General features: G+C 44.1%; 14 protein-coding genes. 11 read left to right on the top strand and 3 right to left on the bottom strand.

All coding sequences use genetic code 11. The features are described 5' to 3' along the window. Nucleotides 1-105 precede the first annotated feature (105 nt). The 5 genes from uvrD to SWOO_RS23015 all read left to right on the top strand — a co-directional run bounded on the left by uvrD (nt 106) and on the right by SWOO_RS23015 (nt 6,164). Nucleotides 106-2,271 carry a DNA helicase II gene (gene uvrD / locus SWOO_RS23035; RefSeq protein WP_012327075.1) on the top strand — a complete coding sequence of 722 codons (2,166 nt, stop codon included), beginning with the start codon at nt 106-108 and terminating at the stop codon, nt 2,269-2,271. Nucleotides 2,272-2,364: 93 nt separating this feature from the next. After that, nucleotides 2,365-3,225, top strand: a complete 861-nt coding sequence (gene ubiA / locus SWOO_RS23030; RefSeq protein WP_012327074.1) for a 4-hydroxybenzoate octaprenyltransferase — start codon at nt 2,365-2,367, stop codon at nt 3,223-3,225. A gap of 151 nt (nt 3,226-3,376) precedes the next feature. After that, nucleotides 3,377-4,480 (top strand): hypothetical protein, encoded by a 1,104-nt coding sequence (locus SWOO_RS23025; RefSeq protein ID WP_012327073.1) that lies wholly within the window; start codon nt 3,377-3,379, stop codon nt 4,478-4,480. Nucleotides 4,481-4,482: 2 nt separating this feature from the next. Beyond that, nucleotides 4,483-5,367, top strand: coding sequence for an alpha/beta hydrolase (locus SWOO_RS23020; protein ID WP_012327072.1), 885 nt, complete (start codon nt 4,483-4,485; stop codon nt 5,365-5,367). A 98-nt stretch (nt 5,368-5,465) separates the two neighbouring features. Then, complete coding sequence (locus tag SWOO_RS23015; RefSeq protein ID WP_012327071.1) at nt 5,466-6,164, top strand: DUF4336 domain-containing protein; 699 nt, start codon at nt 5,466-5,468, stop codon at nt 6,162-6,164. A gap of 335 nt (nt 6,165-6,499) precedes the next feature. On the opposite strand, the gene SWOO_RS23010 is transcribed toward SWOO_RS23015, so the two are convergent. Then, nucleotides 6,500-7,549, bottom strand: a complete 1,050-nt coding sequence (locus SWOO_RS23010) for a GGDEF domain-containing protein (protein ID WP_157582366.1) — start codon at nt 7,547-7,549, stop codon at nt 6,500-6,502. Nucleotides 7,550-7,651: 102 nt separating this feature from the next. On the opposite strand from SWOO_RS23010, the gene SWOO_RS23005 reads away from it, so the two are divergent. The 3 genes from SWOO_RS23005 (at nt 7,652) to SWOO_RS22995 (ending at nt 12,660) form a co-directional block, all read left to right on the top strand. Beyond that, a complete protein-coding gene (locus SWOO_RS23005) occupies nt 7,652-8,716 on the top strand; it encodes a linear amide C-N hydrolase (RefSeq protein ID WP_012327069.1) in 1,065 nt (354 codons plus the stop codon). Nucleotides 8,717-9,324: 608 nt separating this feature from the next. Continuing rightward, nucleotides 9,325-10,356, top strand: a complete 1,032-nt coding sequence (locus SWOO_RS23000; RefSeq protein ID WP_229377268.1) for a trypsin-like serine peptidase — start codon at nt 9,325-9,327, stop codon at nt 10,354-10,356. 258 nt (nt 10,357-10,614) lie between these two features. Further along, on the top strand, nt 10,615-12,660 hold the full coding sequence (locus tag SWOO_RS22995; RefSeq protein WP_012327067.1) for a S9 family peptidase: 2,046 nt from the start codon (nt 10,615-10,617) through the stop codon (nt 12,658-12,660). 85 nt (nt 12,661-12,745) lie between these two features. Here the strand turns inward: SWOO_RS22995 and SWOO_RS22990 are convergent, their stop codons facing one another. Next, a complete protein-coding gene (locus SWOO_RS22990) occupies nt 12,746-13,324 on the bottom strand; it encodes a nucleoside triphosphate pyrophosphohydrolase family protein (protein WP_012327066.1) in 579 nt (192 codons plus the stop codon). Nucleotides 13,325-13,946: 622 nt separating this feature from the next. Here SWOO_RS22990 and SWOO_RS22985 point away from each other — a divergent pair. The 3 genes from SWOO_RS22985 to nhaC all read left to right on the top strand — a co-directional run bounded on the left by SWOO_RS22985 (nt 13,947) and on the right by nhaC (nt 18,044). Further along, nucleotides 13,947-15,725 carry a S8 family peptidase gene (locus SWOO_RS22985; protein WP_012327065.1) on the top strand — a complete coding sequence of 593 codons (1,779 nt, stop codon included), beginning with the start codon at nt 13,947-13,949 and terminating at the stop codon, nt 15,723-15,725. 12 nt (nt 15,726-15,737) lie between these two features. Further along, on the top strand, nt 15,738-16,196 hold the full coding sequence (locus SWOO_RS22980; RefSeq protein ID WP_012327064.1) for a hypothetical protein: 459 nt from the start codon (nt 15,738-15,740) through the stop codon (nt 16,194-16,196). A 303-nt stretch (nt 16,197-16,499) separates the two neighbouring features. Next, nucleotides 16,500-18,044: a Na+/H+ antiporter NhaC gene (gene nhaC, locus SWOO_RS22975; RefSeq protein WP_012327063.1), complete on the top strand. Its 1,545-nt coding sequence runs from the start codon at nt 16,500-16,502 to the stop codon at nt 18,042-18,044. Nucleotides 18,045-18,174: 130 nt separating this feature from the next. On the opposite strand, the gene SWOO_RS22970 is transcribed toward nhaC, so the two are convergent. Beyond that, nucleotides 18,175-19,704 carry a tetratricopeptide repeat protein gene (locus SWOO_RS22970; RefSeq protein WP_229377267.1) on the bottom strand — a complete coding sequence of 510 codons (1,530 nt, stop codon included), beginning with the start codon at nt 19,702-19,704 and terminating at the stop codon, nt 18,175-18,177. Between the last annotated feature and the right edge of the window lie 77 nt (nt 19,705-19,781).

The raw sequence follows: 19,781 nt of genomic DNA, 5'->3' as shown, positions 1-19,781 counted from the left end.
ACTTTGGATATCGCCAAATGAACCTCAAAAAAGACTACTTGAAACTTGTTGGCTGGCAAGTCCCCCTTACTGTTATACTGCATCCTCGATTTTTTGGAGGCAATAATGGACGTATCTTCTTTACTTGACGGCCTGAATGATAAACAACGTGAAGCCGTTGGTGCACCGCAATCCAGTATGTTGGTGTTGGCGGGTGCTGGCAGTGGTAAGACTCGGGTATTAACCCATAGAATTGCCTGGCTGATGCAGGTTGAACAGCAAAGTCCATACTCTATTTTGGCGGTAACCTTTACCAACAAAGCTGCCGCTGAGATGCGTGAGCGTGTGGAGAAGGTGAGCGGTAGTAATATGGGACGCATGTGGATCGGTACCTTCCACGGTTTAGCTCATCGTCTGCTGCGTACTCATTATCAAGATGCCAATCTGCCCCAGACATTTCAGATCATCGATTCTGACGATCAGTTAAGACTGATTAAACGCATTCTTAAAAGCTTGAACTTAGATGAGAAGCAGTATCCGCCTCGTCAGGCTCAGGGCTATATCAATGGTAAGAAAGATCAAGGTTTAAGACCTAAGCATATCGATGCGGGTGGCTTCCCGATTGAGCAGACGCTGCTGCAAATCTATCAGGTTTATCAGGAGTCTTGCGATCGCGCAGGGCTGGTGGACTTTGCTGAAATTTTACTGCGTGCCCACGAGCTTTGGCTCAATAAGCCCCATGTGCTTAAGCATTATCAAGACAGATTTAAAAATATCTTAGTGGACGAGTTCCAAGATACTAACGCCATTCAATATGCGTGGATCCGCGTGCTAGCGGGTGACAATGCCAACGTAATGATAGTCGGTGATGATGATCAGTCTATCTACGGCTGGCGTGGTGCTCAGGTGGAGAACTTGCATAAGTTCTTAGAGGACTTCCCCAAGGCGGGCACTATACGTTTGGAGCAGAACTACCGCTCTACAGGCCATATTCTTAAGGCGTCGAATGAGCTGATTGCTAATAACCCAGAGCGGTTAGGTAAGAAGCTGTGGACCGAAGATAAAGATGGCGAGCAGATCGCTATCTACTGCGCCTTTAATGAGATGGATGAGGCGAGATTTATCGTCGGCCGTATCTGTGATTGGCATGATATGGGCGGTGACTTAAGTAGCTGTGCAATCCTCTACCGTTCCAACGCGCAGTCACGAGTACTAGAAGAAGCATTACTGCATAAAGGCTTAGCTTACCGTATTTACGGTGGCCTTCGCTTCTTCGAACGCCAAGAGATTAAAGATGCGATGAGCTATCTGCGTCTGATTAATAATAAAGATGATGATGCGGCATTCGAGCGTGTGGTCAATACGCCAGCCCGTGGTATCGGTGGTCGAACCTTAGATATCCTGCGTGCTACCGCTCGTCAGCAAGAGCTCACCTTGTGGCAAACCTGTTTGCGTGCACTGGAGGAGAAACTGCTGAGCGGACGTGCGGCCAATGCGGTTCGTGGCTTTATGGATCTGATTGTTGAGATGCAGCAAGACACTGAAGAGTTGAGTTTACATCGAACCACAGATCATGTGATCAGAGAGTCTGGTCTTAAGAGCATGTATGAGGCTGAAAAAGGCGAGAAAGCACGCTCACGTGTTGAAAACCTCGACGAGTTAGTGACAGCTGCGCGTACTTTCGTTATGCCGGAAGAGAATGAAGATATGGGTGAGCTGAATGCTTTCCTATCCCATGCGGCATTAGAGGCCGGTGAAGGACAAGCTGATGCCTTTACTGATGCGGTGCAGTTAATGACGCTGCACTCGGCAAAAGGTCTGGAGTTCCCAGTGGTATTTATGTCTGGCGTTGAGGAGGGGATCTTCCCGAGCCAGATGGCAATGGATGAGGGTGACAGACTCGATGAGGAGCGTCGTCTCTGTTACGTGGGCATGACCCGCGCGATGGAGAAACTGTATATCACCTATGCGGAAACACGCCGTATCTATGGTCGTGAAAACTTTGCTAGACCGTCACGCTTTATCAAGGAGATCCCCACTGAACATGTGGAAGAGATCCGCTTGAAAACCCAAGTGAGCACGCCTTCTCGCGCTCAGCCTTCATTTACCCGCTCAACTGTTGTGAATGAGTCGGGCTTTCAGATTGGACAAGGTGTGATGCACCCTAAATTTGGTGAAGGTAAGGTGACCAGTACTGAGGGAAGTGGTCCGCAAGCTAGAGTTCAGGTGAACTTTTTCGATGTGGGCAGCAAGTGGCTGGTGGTGGCTTATGCAAGGCTTGAAACCTGCTAGAAAGCGATTGCAAGTCGATGTGTGTCAGTCATAATGTTGTATGATTTTTTAGATCGATACGTTAAAGGCCGAAGCGGTTTTAGGAGAGCCTAGATGAGTGTGAAGGATAAATTAGAGATCTACTTACGTTTGGCCCGCATGGACCGTCCAATCGGTACCTTATTGCTGATGTGGCCCTGCTTGATGGCGCTAGTGTTAGCGGCCGGTGGCATGCCTGATCTTAAGGTTTTAGTGATCTTTATTATCGGCGTAGTCGTGATGCGAGCTTGTGGCTGCATTATTAATGATTACGCAGATCGTAAACTCGACTCCCATGTTGAGCGGACTAAATCTCGCCCTTTGGCCAGTGGTGAGGTCTCTGTTAAAGAGGCTTTAACCCTCTTTGTGGTGATGGGACTTATCGCTTTCGGTCTAGTTTTAATGCTCAACCCTTTAGTGGTGCAGCTCTCCTTTGTGGGGATCATACTCACCATCATCTATCCCTTTACTAAACGCTTTACCAATATGCCGCAGATGTTTCTCGGTGTGGTGTGGAGCTGGTCGATCCCCATGGCCTATGCGGCGCAAACAGGGACCGTACCAGCGGAAGCTTGGTGGTTATTTGCGGCTAATTGGTGCTGGACTGTCGCTTACGACACCATGTATGCCATGGTCGACAGAGATGATGACCTTAAGGTGGGAATAAAATCCACCGCCATTTTATTTGGTAAGTATGACCGTCAAGTTATCGCCCTGTTTCAGCTGGCTGCACTTGCCTGTTTCATTATTGCTGGTTGGGCTGCCGATCGTGGCTTAGTTTACGCCTTAGGTATTATCACTTTTGTTGGTTTTAGTCTCTATCAACAGAAGCTTATTTATGGGCGAGAACGTGCTCCCTGCTTTAAAGCTTTTCTGAATAATAACTGGGCGGGATTGAGCTTGTTTGTTGCCCTTGGTGTTGATTATCTTGTCTAGCCTTTAGCCCTGTTTAAGGACATTGAGCTAGTTTGCTCAATGTCCTTCCTCTCTTCTTCCTTTACCTGAATTTCCAAGTCGCTTGGGGATATATGCCTAGCTAGTGTAATTCATGTAACATAGCGTCAACATCTATTCGCAAGGAGCCTTTATGAGGCGTAGCGTAAAGTTCAGACTTATCTTTCTAATCAGCGCCATAGTGAGTTACTCCCTCGGCTTTCAGTTTCTGCCTGAGAGCTTAGATGGCGATCTGAATCTGAGGCTGGTTATTGGCTTTTCAGTACTCTATTTTATCTTGCTGCCACTCAGTTATTGGTTTTGTATCATTAAAGTTGGTGAGCAGAAGCTTTGGAAGATGTTGCTCATATTTAGCCTGAGTAGTTTAATCGCAAGGCTGAGTTTCCCTGCTGAAATCGCGGGCTATTTTGAGTTTATTGCCTGGCTACGTTACCCGATTATTGCTGTGTTATTGGCTATTCAGTTGTTCTTGATGGTGAGTATCGTAAAGGGGTTATGGCAAGCGCGAAACCTGTCTGGCGATCCTAGGGTCCATATTTTAGAGACCTTTCAAGAGCAAGATGATAAGAAACGTTCTCTGGCATTAGTTATGGCCTCGGAGCCTGCGAGCTGGTATTACGCCATCCCTTACCTATCACGCAACCATATCCCAGCCATCACGTCTCTAAAGCTACGTTCGAGCTCTCTGTGGTGTTGGTTCCTGCTAATTTTAGGGACTCTGGCTACCGCATCGCTAGCTTATTTTGTTATTGAGCCTTGGAGTCAGCTAGCCGCTATTATAGTCGCCAGTATTATTAGCTATAGCCTAGTGATGGTAACGGCAAACTATAGGCTCTCCAGACACTATTCACTCTACTGCCAGCACGAGAATCTAATTATTAACAATAGTGTATGGGGCTTTATGTCGATTAAATTAACCGACATCGCTGATATTGAAATCGGTGAGTACTCTAGGAAGGAGAATAAAGAGGGGCTGCATTTTGGCTACGGCGCTAGCAGCAATATCAAGTTGAACTTTAAGCAACCACAGACCTATTTTGGCGGTTTAGGCCAGCTTACTGAGCAGGTCGATAGCATCGATATGCACCTTGTAGATCCTCAAGCATTGGTTGAATATTTCCAGCAATATATAGCCAATCAGTCAGGCGTGCCTCTACCGACCGATGGCGCAACGACACAGGAGCTCCAAACTTGCGATAGCCCAGCAATATCGGCAGAGCTTAGTTCAGGTTCTTAAACATGAAAAATTGGTTATTTTTAAGTTTCCTATTAGCCAGTAGCCTGAGTGTATCTCCTCTCTTTGCTAATGAGAAAAGCACTCTGCAACAGCCTCAAGGCTTCACTATTCCCAGAACTGAAACGGTGAAAATTAGCGATGGCGAACGCTCCTATGAGCTGTATATCAAGCTACCTAAGGGTTATCACCAGCAAAAGAATCAACTTAGAAAGTACCCAGTGATCTACCTTACTGATGCTATGTACACTTTTCAGGTTGTCTCTGGAGCAACTCGCTATCCGATGAATATTAACAGCATTGAGCAAGCAATTATTGTTGGGATATCTTGGGAGAAAGGGCTTAGAGGAGATAGAAGTCGAGTGAGGGACTACACCATCAGTGTCGATACAAGCTGGAAGAAAGTGACTGGTGGGGCTGAGCGTCATAGTGAGTTTATTGCTGGTAAGGTGATCCCACTTGTAGAGAAACGCTATCGTGCCGAAGCGACTCAACGACTCTATGTTGGGAACTCGCTTGGAGGGCTATTTGGTAGTTATTTCTTACTTCACCATCCCGAATTATTTAGTGGTTATGTGCTGGGTAGTCCCTCTTTTTGGTGGGATAAAGGGCTTATTTTCAAACATCTCAGCGCCGTAAACCAGCGAGAGATATCGATAAATAGTCGTATCTTCATCGGTATTGGAGAGTTGGAAACCAATAGTGGCAAAGGGGAGTCTAACTTTGATATGACGGGAGATGCTAAGCAGTTTATTAAACAGCTATCACCGTTAATGGTGAGTCCTGAGCAACTTAAATTAGTCGTATTTGATGAGGCTAATCACCAAACCGCATTCCCGAGTAGTGCAATTCAGGGCTTGTATTGGTTATTACAAACCGAAGGTAAATAATACAAACACTGTTCATGGCTGTTTAGCATTAATCTCTGTTCTTTAATTGAATCTCTAGGTAGGTTAGTCGTTACGTCACGTTAAAACTAAGGGTTAATATGTCATTAGTGCAGCTAGGTGAAAATATATGGGCACATGAAGATAGTATGCCATTAGGTGGGATCCAGCTTAGGTTACGTATGACCATTGTAAAGCTGAGTTGTGGAGGTCTTTGGATACATTCGCCAACAAAACCTAATCCTGAGTTACAAGCTGAGATAGATGAGCTGGGCAAGGTGACGTTTATCGTCGGAGCCGCTAATGGGCATAATACCTGGTTGTCTGCTTGGCAAACCGCTTATCCTGAGGCTGAGCTATATGTCAGTGGAGGGATCCCTAACAAAGTGAAGCTGGATAATTATATGGTGCTTGAAAAGCACTTTGAAAATATCTGGTGTGATGATTTTGAACGTGAATTTATGCCCAATGTTGAGCTGTTCAATGAATCGGTCTTTTTTCATAAACCTAGCCGATCCTTAATCGTGACCGATCTCATTCAAAACCACAGTGATGAGATACCCTCAGGCTTTGCTGGAGTGATGACCCGCTGCGTATTTAGGCCTTTAGGCTTTAAGGGAGCCTGTGTTGCGCCACCACTTAAGTTAGGTTTCACCATTAAAGATAAGTCAGCTTTCTCAGTCTTTATCAAGAATATTCAGCGGTGGGATTTCGATAAAATTATTGTGACCCATGGAGATGTAATAGCGGATGATGCTAAAGGCGTGTTTGCGGGTTTAGTCGAACGTTTTATTCGCTGAGCGATCAAATCTTTATACTGATTGGTATTATTTTTTAACTGAAAAAGTTTTTAACTGAAAATATACCTGAACTTTAAGCTTAGTTATTGCCCATGTTATTAGCATGGTTTTTGCGGTGCGAAGAGAAGATAGAGAATAGAGCCTCAAGGTGATCTTGAGGCGCCAGAGTGGATATTTAAGTTTAAATAATGACGCTTTAGGGCGGTGTAGCCAAAATTGAGAGCAAACCAATCTCTCGGACTGGTGCATAACTAGCTGGCGAGATATTTAGCCCTCTAGAGTTGCACTGGTTAGCAAATAGATTATTAACCGATAAACCTGTTAGTAACAGAATATCATGTGACCAGAGGAGCGGTTTGTGCCATGACCTCCTCTTCTATAGCGGGTACGAGATTATGCATGACCCTGTTTCTTCCGCTCAGTTTAGCCCTATAGAGTTGCTCATCTGCACTTCGAAGTAGATCGCACAGCTGCATATCCTCTTTGAAGAGTGTGACCCCTATGCTAATAGTTGCTTGGATTTTAAGCCCTTGGCTAACGAAAGTTTCTCTCTCTACGTTAGCTCTTAACGTCTGGGCCAACGTTAGGGATTCTTGGGTAGAGCTGTTGTGAAGGAAGATGCAGAACTCCTCTCCACCAATTCTGAATAGATCAAGATCATCGGTATATTTAGTCAATAAGTTAGCGATCGATTTGAGTACGTCATCGCCGGCCACGTGACCGAAGTTATCATTAACTTGCTTGAAGTGATCAACATCCAATAGCAGAAGCGTTAATGGTTTATGCTCACTAACCTGTGTCGATTGATTAAACCTTTCTTGTAGTGATAAACGATTGTTTGTTCCGGTTAAAGGATCTGTTAATGCCAGCTTATGCAGGGCTAATTCGGCTGATTCTCTATTAGATTCATAGATATGTGATATGGCCCAGATAAGCAGATAGCTAAAGGCAAAGTTTGTCATTACTGGGCGAAAGCTCGGCAGCTTAGGGTAGATAATCACCATGATACTGAGCATCATGGTTAAGGTGATTAACTTTCCTGCTTTTCGTCCTAGCAGCAAATAGAAAATAATTGGTAGCGTGAAAGCCCAAGCCAGCAGAAAGCTCTCTAATTTTGCAAGATAGATCCCGAGTAGCACCAGGAAGGCCAGTGAGTATGAATAGAGGTGAGTTTGCCATAGAGTATGGCGATTCTTCATTGCGAGAATAAACAGATAACCAGAAAAGAGTGCGTAAACTATCTGCAGTGAGGCATATAACCGTACTTCAGGCCTACCAAAATTGAAAATGCCCAGACACAAACCCAAAATCATCAGGGTTCCACACATGCCCATTAGTACTCTAGCTCTTAATCTATGAGTACTATTTAAGTCTAAGGTATTCAAAGTAATAGCTTTACGCTCCTTGTTGCTGCTATGTTAAATCCTAGTCTAGTTGTTTTTAACTGATAAGTAATCCATTACTTCCATTACAAAAGGAGTTGTCTTGTGTGTACCCGCATTTTAAACAGTTTAAATCCTAATTTTCCTATCACGGCACGTAATATGGATTGGTCACGTCCGATAAATGTGTATCTATACCAATTTCCTAAAGGCGAAACTAAATTTGGCTTGTCGAAACAGGAACGAGATGAACTCACTAATGAACAGGCGAGCTTAGAGTGGACCTCGGCCTACAGCAGCGTGGCTTCAGTGATGGGAGATGATCACATAGGGCTAGGTAGCGCAGATGGGATGAATAGTGAGGGTCTGGTAGTAAATGCTCTGTTTGATTCTGACTCAAGCTTTGCTGATGAAGCATTGCACCATCAAGACTCGACCCCTAGGTTAAGCGTACTTCGCTGGGCGCAGTTCACTTTAGACAGCTTCGCCAATGTCAATTGCGCTCTGGAATACTATCGAAACAGTCATATTTTACTGATTAGCGGCGTTGTACCTGATGGTGCAGAAACGGCTAGAGAAGCGAAATTACATCTGTCTCTTTCTGATAGTGCTGGTAACTCAGCGATCCTAGAGATTAGAGAGGGGAAGCTGATTATTCATAGTGATAGCACCTATCGGGTGGTAACGAATCAACCAGATTATGACACTCAACTAAAACTCGATTATTACTGGCAGTACATGTGGGGGAAGACAGAGCCGAAAATTAAAACCCCTGTCAATTTAGCCCCAGGTGGTGTGACATCGACTCAAAATTTTGAGAGAGCTTCCTACTACCTAGCAATGACAGACTCTGCCGCTTCTGAAGATGAGGCGCTAGCGCAAACTCGGACCATGTTGGGGACATGTACCACACCTGTTGGGTTTAATTCACATCATAGTGAACATGGCACTAGTACTCGTTGGAGTAACCTTGCTAACTCTATTAATAAAACCTATTACTTCATCAACCAACTGACATTGACGCCAGTGTGGTTAACTATCCATAAGAATATCAAAGATTGTAAGCGCGTTGAGCTTGTTCAAGTTATCGATAACAAAGTGAAAAATTGGAGGTTGGCAGGCGATCTTGAAGGTGAATTAGTGAACTGTCATGATCCTCTAGCTTATTAAAGTTCCTAGTGTGAGGGTTTAGCTTTTGGTTGGTGGAGGCACTGCCTTCACCAATATTTTTCGATTTGGCCTATTTGTTAATGAGTGTAAATAGATTGAATGAAATATTCATTTTTAACCTAACAAATATAGGTAATACTTTAATTTATCTTTTAGTATTAAATGATAATACATTTGACTGTCGTTATTTAGTTTTATGTTTTTATTTGTATTTTATTTTGTTTGTAGCAAGTTATTAGGTATTAATGAAATAATTATTCAGTAACTTTTATATTATGTGTTTTCTTCTGTTTTTATGTTTTATTAAACTGTTGCAAGATACTTCTTAGTAACAACTTTAGTTGTAGGCTTATGTTAATAGTAATACAGGATAAATTACTTATCAATTTAAGTCATTGTTATTGGGTGGTTTCACCTTAGCTTTGGTTATAATTCAAATAATATAAGGTACTAGTGGTTATAACCCTCTGAAAAATAGTTTAAATAGCTTATGTCATGGATGTATGACCAAGCAAAAGGATATGCAATTGATTATTTATTAACTTAGAAGGAAGCTAGTTATGGAAATCAATCATAAAGTTATAGTCTGTAGTTGTATGGGAATATATATGTCTTTGCTTTTCGGTTCTGGAATAGCAAATGCAGATACATCCCTAATAAAAATATCAGAAGTAAAGGAGAAGTCGGCACCGAAAAATGTTGCAGCTTTAATTGATAAGCAGTTAAAAATGGATCAAGCCACACCAATGGAGTGGCCAGAATATGTTGTCTCAAAGGGTGAACAAGAGGAGATAATCTCTGGTGGTTCAGGCTCCGCTGATAGTCAATTGGCACCTTTTGGAGCCAATGATGATGCTAAAGCTCTCTATCCTGAAGCTTGGAAAGCGATGGAGGAGATGGTGATCACCGAGGAGTACTCCAGCAGTGATTATGATGCCAAATCTGCCGCTAAGCCCGATCTGTATACCGGTTACCCTGCCAATAAATATTCCCAGTCTTGGAAATATCACCCTTGGCGAACCATGGGAAAACTTTATTTCAATAAACCGAGTGGTGGTAGCAGCTATTGCAGTGCATCTATGCTGAAAAACAATGTACTGCTTACTGCTGCTCACTGTGTCTATAGTCGTGGAAGTGGCTGGCATTCAAACTTAGTATTTGCGCCTGCTGAGAGGTACGGTAACAAGCCGTACGGCCAGTATAACTGGACCAGTGCGATTGTTCTTACTAATTGGATTAATGTCGGTAGCCGTCAATATGATCTAGCACTAGTCCGATTAAGTGGTAATCCAAATGGCATGGTGGGTAATTTGGGATATGCCTATGGTCAGTCATTTGAGCAAAGTCTATTCTCATTTGGTTATCCTGGGAATTTAGGTTCAGGTCAATACAGTAATACTTGTGCTGCTGAATCCTTTAAAGACGATACTGATGCCATTGGTATGGGTTGTAATATGACCTATGGCGCAAGTGGCGGCCCTTGGTTAAGAAAGTTCACTCCATATGTGTCAGGTGGTAATCAGGCTAACTCTGTGGTCAGTGGCCCCTCCAAAAAGGGGACTTTTGGTCAGAGTTTTGTGGGGCCAAGATTCACCAGTAATAACTTTAGAGTACTCTGTAATAGCTACGGCTGTTTATAACTTGATTGATAGTTTTTTATCTTAAAGGTTAATGCCTGCCATACTGTTTGGTGGGCATTATATTGTGAGTCATATCTCTTTTATCCCTCCCGTTAAGTTTCATTTAATTGTTATGCATGACGATAGCCAACGTTGATATGTTAGAGTTATCACGCCTCTCGTTCAGTCTATGTTGGTCCGATAAATACCTGCCATTGGTTACATTGACTTCCTGTGCTGACAAGAATAAAAAAAATAATCTAATCAAGGAGAAGACCCGTGAAGAAAGTCGGACTGTTACTGCTTTGTATTATCTTGATGCCGCTGGCACCTGTATATGCAGAGCAGGCAAAGCCTGTGGATGATAAACGACTGTCTGTTGAGCTATTGTGGCAGCTAAATCGCATCGCAAGCCCCACAATTTCATCCAATGGTGAGTTCATTATTGCCCCTGTCACTCAATATGATGTTCCTGAAGATAAAGGCGCAACACAGCTATGGTTGTTTGCTAAAGATGGCTCTAGTCAGCGTCCTTTGACTGCCAAAGGATTGCGGGTGAGTGAGCCAGTGTTCTCCCCTGACAGCAAGGTGCTCGCATTTGTGAGTAAGCGTGATGAAGATGAGGATGGGCAGATATACCTATTACCTATGGATAGAGCTGGTGAAGCTCAGCGACTCACAGATGTCCCTGGTGGGGTCAAAGGGGTGAAGTGGGTAGGTGAACATGTTTACTTTATTAGCCGTGTTTTCCCAGATAAAACATGGCCTGAGATGGCTGAACAGTTAACGGCGAATAAAAAGGATAAAGTGTCTGCCCGTCAGTGGAATGCACTACCCTATTCGAGCTTTGACCATTGGATAGAGGAGGATCGTCAAGCTCATGTTTTTCGTATTCCCGCTAAAGGGGGCGAGGTTGAAGCAGTGACACAAGCGATGAACAAGCAACTGCCTCGTTCATCCCAAAGTGCTGCGAACTATGATATTTCGCCTGATGAGCGCTTTATCGCCTTTAACAGCAATGGTTGGGACAATCGAGTCGATCCAAAAATTGATATCTTTTTGGCTAAGATAGGCAGTGATAAGGCGGAAAATGTAACGGCAAAAAATAACGCTCCAGATACGAATCCAACCTTCAGCCCAGATGGTAAAACCTTAGCTTTTACCCGTCAGCTTATTCATGGATTTTATGCCGATACAGCCAACCTGATCTTGCTTGATGTAAAAAAGCGCACAGAGCGAAATATTACCGCCGATTGGGACCGCTCGGTAGCTCGCTTTAGCTGGACAGCAGATAGCAAAGGTTTTTATGCGGCAATCGATGATGCTGCTACTCGTCGAATTTTCCATATCAATGGCAAAAACGGCAAGGTAAGAGCCATTACTCAGCAGACCAATTTTGGCAGGCTTTCAATTGCAAAAGACGGCACATTAATCGCGTCTAATGATAGCTTCCTCTACCCAGCTAGAGTGGTTAAAATCAATCCTAAAAATGGTAAAACCACACGTTTGGATAGCTTCAATGACGATATTCTTGCCGATGTCGATATGGGAACTTATGAGTCAGTAACTTATAAAGGCTACAACGACCAAGATATACAGATGTGGGTTCATTATCCGCCAGGATTTGATTCTAGCAAAAAGTATCCCTTGATGATGTTGATCCATGGAGGGCCACATAGCGCTATCTCTGATGGTTTCCACTTCCGTTGGAATGCCCAAACATTTGCTTCTTGGGGCTATGTTACAGCTTGGCCTAACTTCCATGGCTCAAATAGCTTTGGCCAAGAGTTTGCCGACAGTATAAATCCCGATTGGAAAAATAAATCACTGGAAGATGTCTTTAAGGCAACGCAGTGGTTTACCGAGAAAGAGTGGATTGATGATGAGCGACTAGTGGCGGGCGGAGCAAGTTATGGTGGCTACCTAACTTCAATTATTTTGGGGCAAGAGCATCCATTTAATGCCCTGTTTATTCACGCTGCGGTCTATAACATGTACTCGCAAATGGCGGCGGACTTCTCTGTCCACAGCACTAGGTTTGGTAACTATTGGGATAAGCCTGAGCTCTACAATGCTATCTCTCCCCACTACGGTGCTAAAAACTTCAATACTCCAACCTTAGTGGTTCATGGCCAACTGGATTACCGCGTTCCAGTAGGCCAAGGTTTTGAGCTATTTCGTACCTTGCAAACACGAGGTGTAGAATCTCGAATGATCTACTTCCCCGATGAAAATCATTGGATTATGAAGCCAAATAATTCAATCTATTGGTATAACCAAGTTGAAGATTGGATGACTAAGTTTGCTGAGCCTGGTGGTAAGTAAACTCAAAAAAGTCGCTATCTTTAGACTAATAAAAAGCACTTCAATCGAAGTGCTTTTTTGTTTTTGAAGCTTGAAGGTTGAAGCTTTAAGCTTTCACTAGCTTAGCCAGATCGGCTGGGCGGTAATAGACCGACTTGAGTACCTTGCCTTGGCGAACCACTTTACCAGCCATATCGACATCTTTGGCGCACTTGGCAATGATGAAATCGCCTTTTTGGCTACCAACAATCTCAACACCTTGCTTAGCGTAAAACTCGACCGTTTCAGCGAGCTCCTTTTCATTGCGACAGACCTTGCTCATGTTGCTTGAATGGACTTCATCCCAACAAGTAATAAACTCAATTTCGCGGTTTTTAGCGACATTTAGCAGAAGATCGATGATATAACTGATCTCAATGCGGTCATTAACCTGTGAAGCACCAAGGTGAACCAGACGACCCATAAGCACATAAACAGAGTCCACAATGGCATCGGCTTGCTCGATGCGAGTATCAGCTTCGGCAAGTTCAGTTAGCTCTTCGATGGCCAGCGAGGTATGTAAGGTGTCAGCCTTATCATCCAATGTAGCTTCATCTTCACTGGGGAGATCGAATGTAGAGCGAAACTGGTGTATGTCACGATAAAGGTGATCATAAAGTGGCTGAGTAAGTGCGGTAAATTTCATGTCTTTGCCTTGGTTAATCTTCTCTCATCTTAGGGCGTATGTTAGTGAAATGAGGGGGTGAATGAAAGGACGGATTTCGGTCTCTCACATAGAGTGAGAGATTCTCTTAACTGTCCTTTAAACTCTAGCTAATCATTTACTACATATTTATGCGATAACTCTATTTCTCCACAGACTATAAATTAGAAATGATAACGCTGTCATTATCATTTAAGAGTCAAGTAAACAAGTCTGTTTGTAGCGCAAATGTTGCTATCTAATGCTTTTTTTGCATATTTATTTATTAGCATAATGCTTGAAAGCCCCAATTTTACTGTCGATTCACCCACTAATTGTCGTTTCCTTCGATATTTTGTAACTTACTAATTAAATTGTAGTTAAACTTGCAGCTTGTTATCTATCCTATTGATTGTTAACTATCTTTGGTTTGAGTTTATCCCTTCATTCAGAGTACCACTATTTTTGCTATGTAAATTTTTTGTTACTCGATTTTGGGGTTTTAAAGTAAAGCTTATGTCGGCCTTAATGTGAATCATGTAATGTCAAAAAACGCCTGCGAAGATTGAATTTTTATTCATTTACGCGGTGAAAAATAATAATTACTAATCATTTGAGGCTTAATATGAATTTGAAATATTCAAAGTTAGCATTAGCTATGGTCGGCATCGGGCTCACTTCGGCAAGTTACGCATCAGATCCACTCTATTCACAGCAGTGGCACTTAAATAATACCGGCCAGAACGCTTTTTCCCAATCATCTGGTACTGCGGGTAACGATCTTAATACTCAGCTTACTCAAGCATTTGGCATTGCAGGAGTTGGGATTAAAGTGGCTGTTATCGATACTGGTGTACAGATAGACCACCCAGATCTGGCAGCGAACGTGGTTCCAGGTAGCCAGAATTTTATTTCTGATTCAGCATTTCCTGTCGATTACCCTGAAGATCCCAATGGCCATGGAACAGCTGTTGCTGGTTTGATTGGCGCGGTAGGCCATAACGGTGAAGGGGTGAGGGGGGTTGCTTCTAACACCTCTTTACTTGGATTTAACTGGTTATCTGAGCAAACCTTTGAAGGTTGGTTGATCTCACATGGTAAGGGCGCAGCGACTCAAGATGTGCGAGTGTTTAACCAGAGCTACGGTTTTAGCCCAATCGATCCGATCAAGGCTGATTTTGATGATCCTCAATTCAATTTTGAGATTGGTGTGATGTCCGATGTTAGCGACAATGCAGCATGGGGACGTGGCGCACTGTTTGTTAAATCGGCGGGTAACGGCTATCGCTACTTTAGAAGTGGTGGTTTCTTTGTGTTACCTGGTGACTTTTTTGCAGGCGGCAACAATTTAGGCTTGCCTATGCACAACAGTAACCAGTCCTATGATAATGCTAACTACTATAACTTAGTAACGAGTGCGATCACCGCCGATGGTACCCGTACTAGCTATTCATCTGTTGGCGCTAATGTGTGGGTTGCTGCGCCAGCAGGCGAGTTTGGCACCAATTCACCCGCGATGGTGACCACAGATCTGATGGGGTGTGATGCGGGCATGAACACTGCAGCAGGCCTTGGCAGTAATGGGCTACATGGTGGAACTGAGCTAGATCCTGATTGTAACTATACCAGTACCATGAACGGTACCTCTTCTGCAGCGCCAAACACTTCTGGTGCTATCGCCGCCATTATGTCGACTAACCATGCGTTAACGGCGCGAGATGTTCGTGCACTGTTGGCTGAAACGGCGAGTAAAACAGATGCTCAAAATCCAGGTGTGAGTCTGGACTTTGTAAACAACAAAGGTGAGTTGGTGAGCTACCAAGCGGTTGATCCTTGGACAACGAATGCTGCGGGTGTTGATTTTCACTCATTTTACGGCTTTGGTGCGGTAGATTTGGATAAAGCCATGAGCCGCGCTCGTATGACAAATAGTGTGCTGCCACCACAAGTTATCACCCCGTGGGCAAGCAGTGACCTTGCTGTTGAAGTACCTGACGCTAGCTTAGTTGGCGGTGAGTCAAGCATTGCGTTTAGTGATGATGTGACAGTAGAGTCGGTGCAGGTGCAGTTAACCTTAGACCACGCTCGTCTACCTGATCTAGCCATTGAGCTTATCTCTCCTGCGGGGACTCGCTCTGTACTGCAAACACCGAGAAATGGTCTGGTTGGTCAGTCACTCGATGCCAGCATCACAGGCTTTGATCAGCAGTTACTGTTGAGCAACCAATTCTATGGTGAAAAAGCCAAAGGTGAGTGGACCTTGAGAGCCATTGATACCAACGGTGAAGAGCAGTTTACTTTTATCGCTTACTTCAACAGCTCAAACGTATTTTTTGTACCACTTAACAATAACAAAGAGCCAGGTGTGATCAAGAACTGGTCACTGCGCGTTATCGGCCACTAAAGGAGTATGAATATGAAACTATCTATCTTTTTACCTGCTGCAGCAGTTACTCTATTTTCATCGCTTACTATGGCGAATAACCTGCCTGAGTTGGCTGCGCCAGTTGAAATTGAGGCTAGTGAGTCTGTTGTCGTTAATGGTCAGACGTTTAATAAAGTGATTGAGCCTTCAGCGACTGCGGATTTTGCTGACACGGTTAAGCTATTTGCTGGCGATCTTGTTACTAAAGGCAGCTTTAATCTTACCTCTAAAGCAACGGGATTGGTTTTTGTTACCTTGATTGAGGGACAAGATGCGAAAGCTGTTGCCACCGATTTAGATCTGAAACTTGTTTTTGCTAATGGCAACTCCGCTGTCTACAAGGCTGCTGAAAATGTTGATCTGTTGAATTTAAACGATGAGCTGTTTAATGACAGTCGCATTAAAGCCGTTAAAATTGAGCTAGCAAACAACAAATATAATCCAGAGTAATTGTTATATAAATAGTTATAACGGCCTTTTGAGTTAGCTCAAAAGGCCGTTTTTTATGGGTGATGAAATTAAATTATTAGATAGAAAATAGAGGGATTATCTTTAATTAGTGCATAAATAGGTGATATTGGGTTTTTGTTTGAATATTTAGTCTTTAGCTTGGCTTGGTCAGCTATTTAACATCAGTATACTTGTTGGACTCGGTTGTTATCTTTATGTAAATATGATCGACCGAGCGCAATAAAAAAGCCGTCGTTGAATGGTATTTGCGGGGTTAAATAAAAAGAACAATAAGGAAAAGTGATGACCTCAAAAACTGCTCCCCAGCAATCAGCATCCCATTCGCAACCAGGCTCAAATTCGTCTGAACCTAAGGGCCCAGAGGATAAACATAAGCAACCTAGCTTATTTGATGCACTTATTCCTATCTTTGCTCTAGTGGTGATGTTAACCGCTGCGGTTTATCTCTTCTCCTCTGACAGTTCATCGGGCGCAAACCAGATAGCCCTGATTATGGCTGCGTGTGTTGCCTTGATTATTGGCGTGAAGAACGGTTATAGCTGGAAGGAGATGGAGAAGGGGATTGTGAGTAGTGTCTCCATGGCAACAGGAGCCCTGCTTATCCTCTTCACTGTGGGCTCACTTATCGGTACCTGGATCCTCTCCGGTACTGTGCCTACCATGATCTACTACGGGATGAAGATCTTAAACCCTGAGTATTTCTATGCCGCATCTTGTCTGCTCTGTGCCATTGTAGCCATCAGTATCGGTAGCTCATGGACGGTCGCTGGCACCTTAGGTATCGCGCTGATTGGCGTAGCGGGCGCCATGGGGTTAAACATTGAGATCACTGCTGGTGCGATTATCAGTGGCGCTTACTTTGGCGATAAGATGTCGCCAATGTCTGATACAACTAATCTGGCACCAGCCGTTGCTGGTACTGATCTTTTTAGCCATATACGGCATATGGCGTGGACGACAGTGCCTAGCATTATTATTGCGCTGATTGGTTTTCTCTTTTTAGGTTTTAATACCGAGATCCCTGCAACGGGTGCGGAGTTGGCTAGAACCATGGCCGTGCTGCAAACCCAGTTCTCACCCGGCCTTCATCTGCTTATTCCGCTGCTTGTAGTTCTGGCTTTAGCCTATAAAAAGATGCCAGCTTTTCCCACTGTGATTGTTGGTACCATGGCGGGAGCAGTTTGTGCTGCACTATTCCAGTTCGATAATGTGCTTAAGTTTGTCAACGATCCTGAGCTGCTTCCCGCCATTGCGCTTATTAAGGGGATCTGGATCGCCATGTTTAATGGTTATACAGCCAATACTGGTAACTCAATGATAGATAGCCTATTAAGCCGTGGTGGTATGGGCAGCATGATCAATACGGTATGGTTGATCCTGTGTGCAATGGCGTTTGGTGGCGTGATGGAGCGAACTGGTCTGCTTAAACGAATTTTGCAGAGTATGCTGGTGTTTGTTAAGTCCAGTGGTAGCTTGATATTGACGACACTTGTCAGCTGTATCGGAGCTAACCTTATCACTGCGGATCAATTTATCGCCATCATACTGCCAGGCAGAATGCTCAAAGTTGAGTATACCAAACATGGTTTAGCACCAGTAAACCTGAGTCGTGCCCTTGAAGACTCGGCAACCATCACTAGTCCTCTTGTGCCTTGGAATACTTGCGGTGCTTATATGGCTAGCACCTTAGGGGTGGCGACCATTGCCTACCTTCCATTTGCCTTCTTTAATCTTGTTTGTCCATTAATCAGTGCAAGCTATGCCTATTTTGACTTCAAAATTCTAAGGCTTGAAGATATGGAAGAGGCAGAAGCGATAACTGCTTAACGCCAGAGCAAAATAAGCCCACCCATCTCCTTAGAGTGCTTTTTGGCAAGCTAATTCAAGCGAATGGATGACATAATGGTTATTCCCTTATGAGTTCATTCAACGCAGAAGTAGGCAGCCAAAAGCACTCTTATTGTTGCCTCGTCCTCTGATTATCCATCTCATCAATGAGCTGATTAAAGCTTACCTCCTCTTTTATTGCTTTAAAGCTAGGATCCATGATCACTAGGTTCCTTGCTAACCAACCTTGGTTTATCGCCTGTATAAGATAGCGATAGCTTTTATCATTTGCCTGACTCTTGGCGTAAAGGCGAGCCAGTGACATGCTGTCGCTGGGTCTGTCTGAGCCTAGGGCAAGTTCCTGTTTAAACCTTTGCTCAAGGTGGGCTAATTGCGCCTGTGTACCCTGCTCATTGGCTAAGTAACTCAGTAGCTCGCCTCGAACTTTTACCTGTCGGTTATCTGATTGAATGAGCTGTTTTGCCAACTCTCTTGCCTGCTCCTCTTCACCTAAATAGAGCAGAGCATTGGCGAGTCCCTCGATAAACACTAACTGCTTTGGGTAACGTGCAATTAACTCCTGATAGTGGGCTTTAGCTTGGAGAAATAGCCCCTGTTGTAGCAAACTCTGCCCCTGAGTGTTATTGGCCAGTAGAGAGTCCGGCTGAAGCTGCAGTGCTTTTTCTAGCCAGATGTTGGCCTGCGGATATTGTGCGAGAGCAAAGAGAATCTGCGCTTTATGTAGCATGCTGACACTGTTACTTGGGTCAGCCTCTAGCGCCTTGTCTATCCAGTGAAGCGCTTGTTTAAGTTGCCCCATCTCTCGGTAGATAAAGCCGAGGTTTGACATGGCCTCGTTGTAATTTTTACGTTTCTGTACTGCCTTTAAGTTGGCAGATATCGCCTTGGTTAACCAGCCTCGATTGTAGTAGGCCAGACCCAGAGATTTATAGCCTTGTGCCAGATTGGGATCCAGTGCAATCGCCTTGTAAGCGGCATCGATCGCCAGTTGTTGCCAGTCGGAGGGGCCATTAAACTGAAATATTCCCTGACTATAGGCATCTGATAGCCCTGCATAGGCTCGGGCCATATTGGGATTGATCTCGATGGCGGAGTTAAACAGCTCTATGGCAAGCTTGTTATCCTCCTCTCTGTACCTATGGTAGTAATCCAGTCCATTCTCATAGAGTTCATTATCGAAGCCACTGGCAATCTTAGCGGCTAAAGTTTGTGAAACCGGCTGTGGAATAGTGCGGCTTGAAGAGTAGAGCAGGGCGATACAAGCAAGAATAATCACCACAAAGGCTAGAGTGAGAGAGGTGACTTTCCAATAAAGGGGATAGCTGCTGCCATTTGCTGGGGCCACATGAGTATCGGTGGCAAGGTTAAGCTTAACCGAGAGGCTGGGATCTGGAATCGCCGTTATCTCTACATGGGGGATAAGACGGTAACCTCGACCACGGATCGCCTCTATGTAGGTTGGATCTGCCGCGTTGTCATCTAATACACGGCGCAGAAGCTTAATTCTCTGCTTTAAGGTTTCATCCCCCACTACTATCTCAGGCCAGATCCGCTCAATCAACTCCTGTTGGCTGACGATCCCTGGTGCTGATTCGCATAACACGCACAATAGGCGGTAGCTTAGCCAAGGTAGCTTCACCTCTTGGGTCTTATTGCGAACTAAAGTACCCAATTGGGTATTGAGATCGAGATCGGCAAATTGGTAGCGGTAGTTGA

The organism is Shewanella woodyi ATCC 51908, assembly GCF_000019525.1.
Lineage (GTDB): Bacteria > Pseudomonadota > Gammaproteobacteria > Enterobacterales > Shewanellaceae > Shewanella > Shewanella woodyi.
The sequence above is the reverse complement of the archived record's forward strand: the minus strand, read 5'-3'. Positions and strand labels throughout refer to the sequence as shown.

Bases quoted from the DNA above. Each gene is read 5' to 3' on its own strand.
- uvrD (WP_012327075.1), top strand. From the start codon at position 106: ATGGACGTATCTTCTTTACTTGACGGCCTGAATGATAAACAACGTGAA.
- ubiA (WP_012327074.1), top strand. From the start codon at position 2,365: ATGAGTGTGAAGGATAAATTAGAGATCTACTTACGTTTGGCCCGCATG.
- SWOO_RS23025 (WP_012327073.1), top strand. From the start codon at position 3,377: ATGAGGCGTAGCGTAAAGTTCAGACTTATCTTTCTAATCAGCGCCATA.
- SWOO_RS23020 (WP_012327072.1), top strand. From the start codon at position 4,483: ATGAAAAATTGGTTATTTTTAAGTTTCCTATTAGCCAGTAGCCTGAGT.
- SWOO_RS23015 (WP_012327071.1), top strand. From the start codon at position 5,466: ATGTCATTAGTGCAGCTAGGTGAAAATATATGGGCACATGAAGATAGT.
- SWOO_RS23000 (WP_229377268.1), top strand. From the start codon at position 9,325: ATGTCTTTGCTTTTCGGTTCTGGAATAGCAAATGCAGATACATCCCTA.
- SWOO_RS22990 (WP_012327066.1), bottom strand. From the start codon at position 13,324: ATGAAATTTACCGCACTTACTCAGCCACTTTATGATCACCTTTATCGT.
- SWOO_RS22985 (WP_012327065.1), top strand. From the start codon at position 13,947: ATGAATTTGAAATATTCAAAGTTAGCATTAGCTATGGTCGGCATCGGG.
- SWOO_RS22980 (WP_012327064.1), top strand. From the start codon at position 15,738: ATGAAACTATCTATCTTTTTACCTGCTGCAGCAGTTACTCTATTTTCA.
- nhaC (WP_012327063.1), top strand. From the start codon at position 16,500: ATGACCTCAAAAACTGCTCCCCAGCAATCAGCATCCCATTCGCAACCA.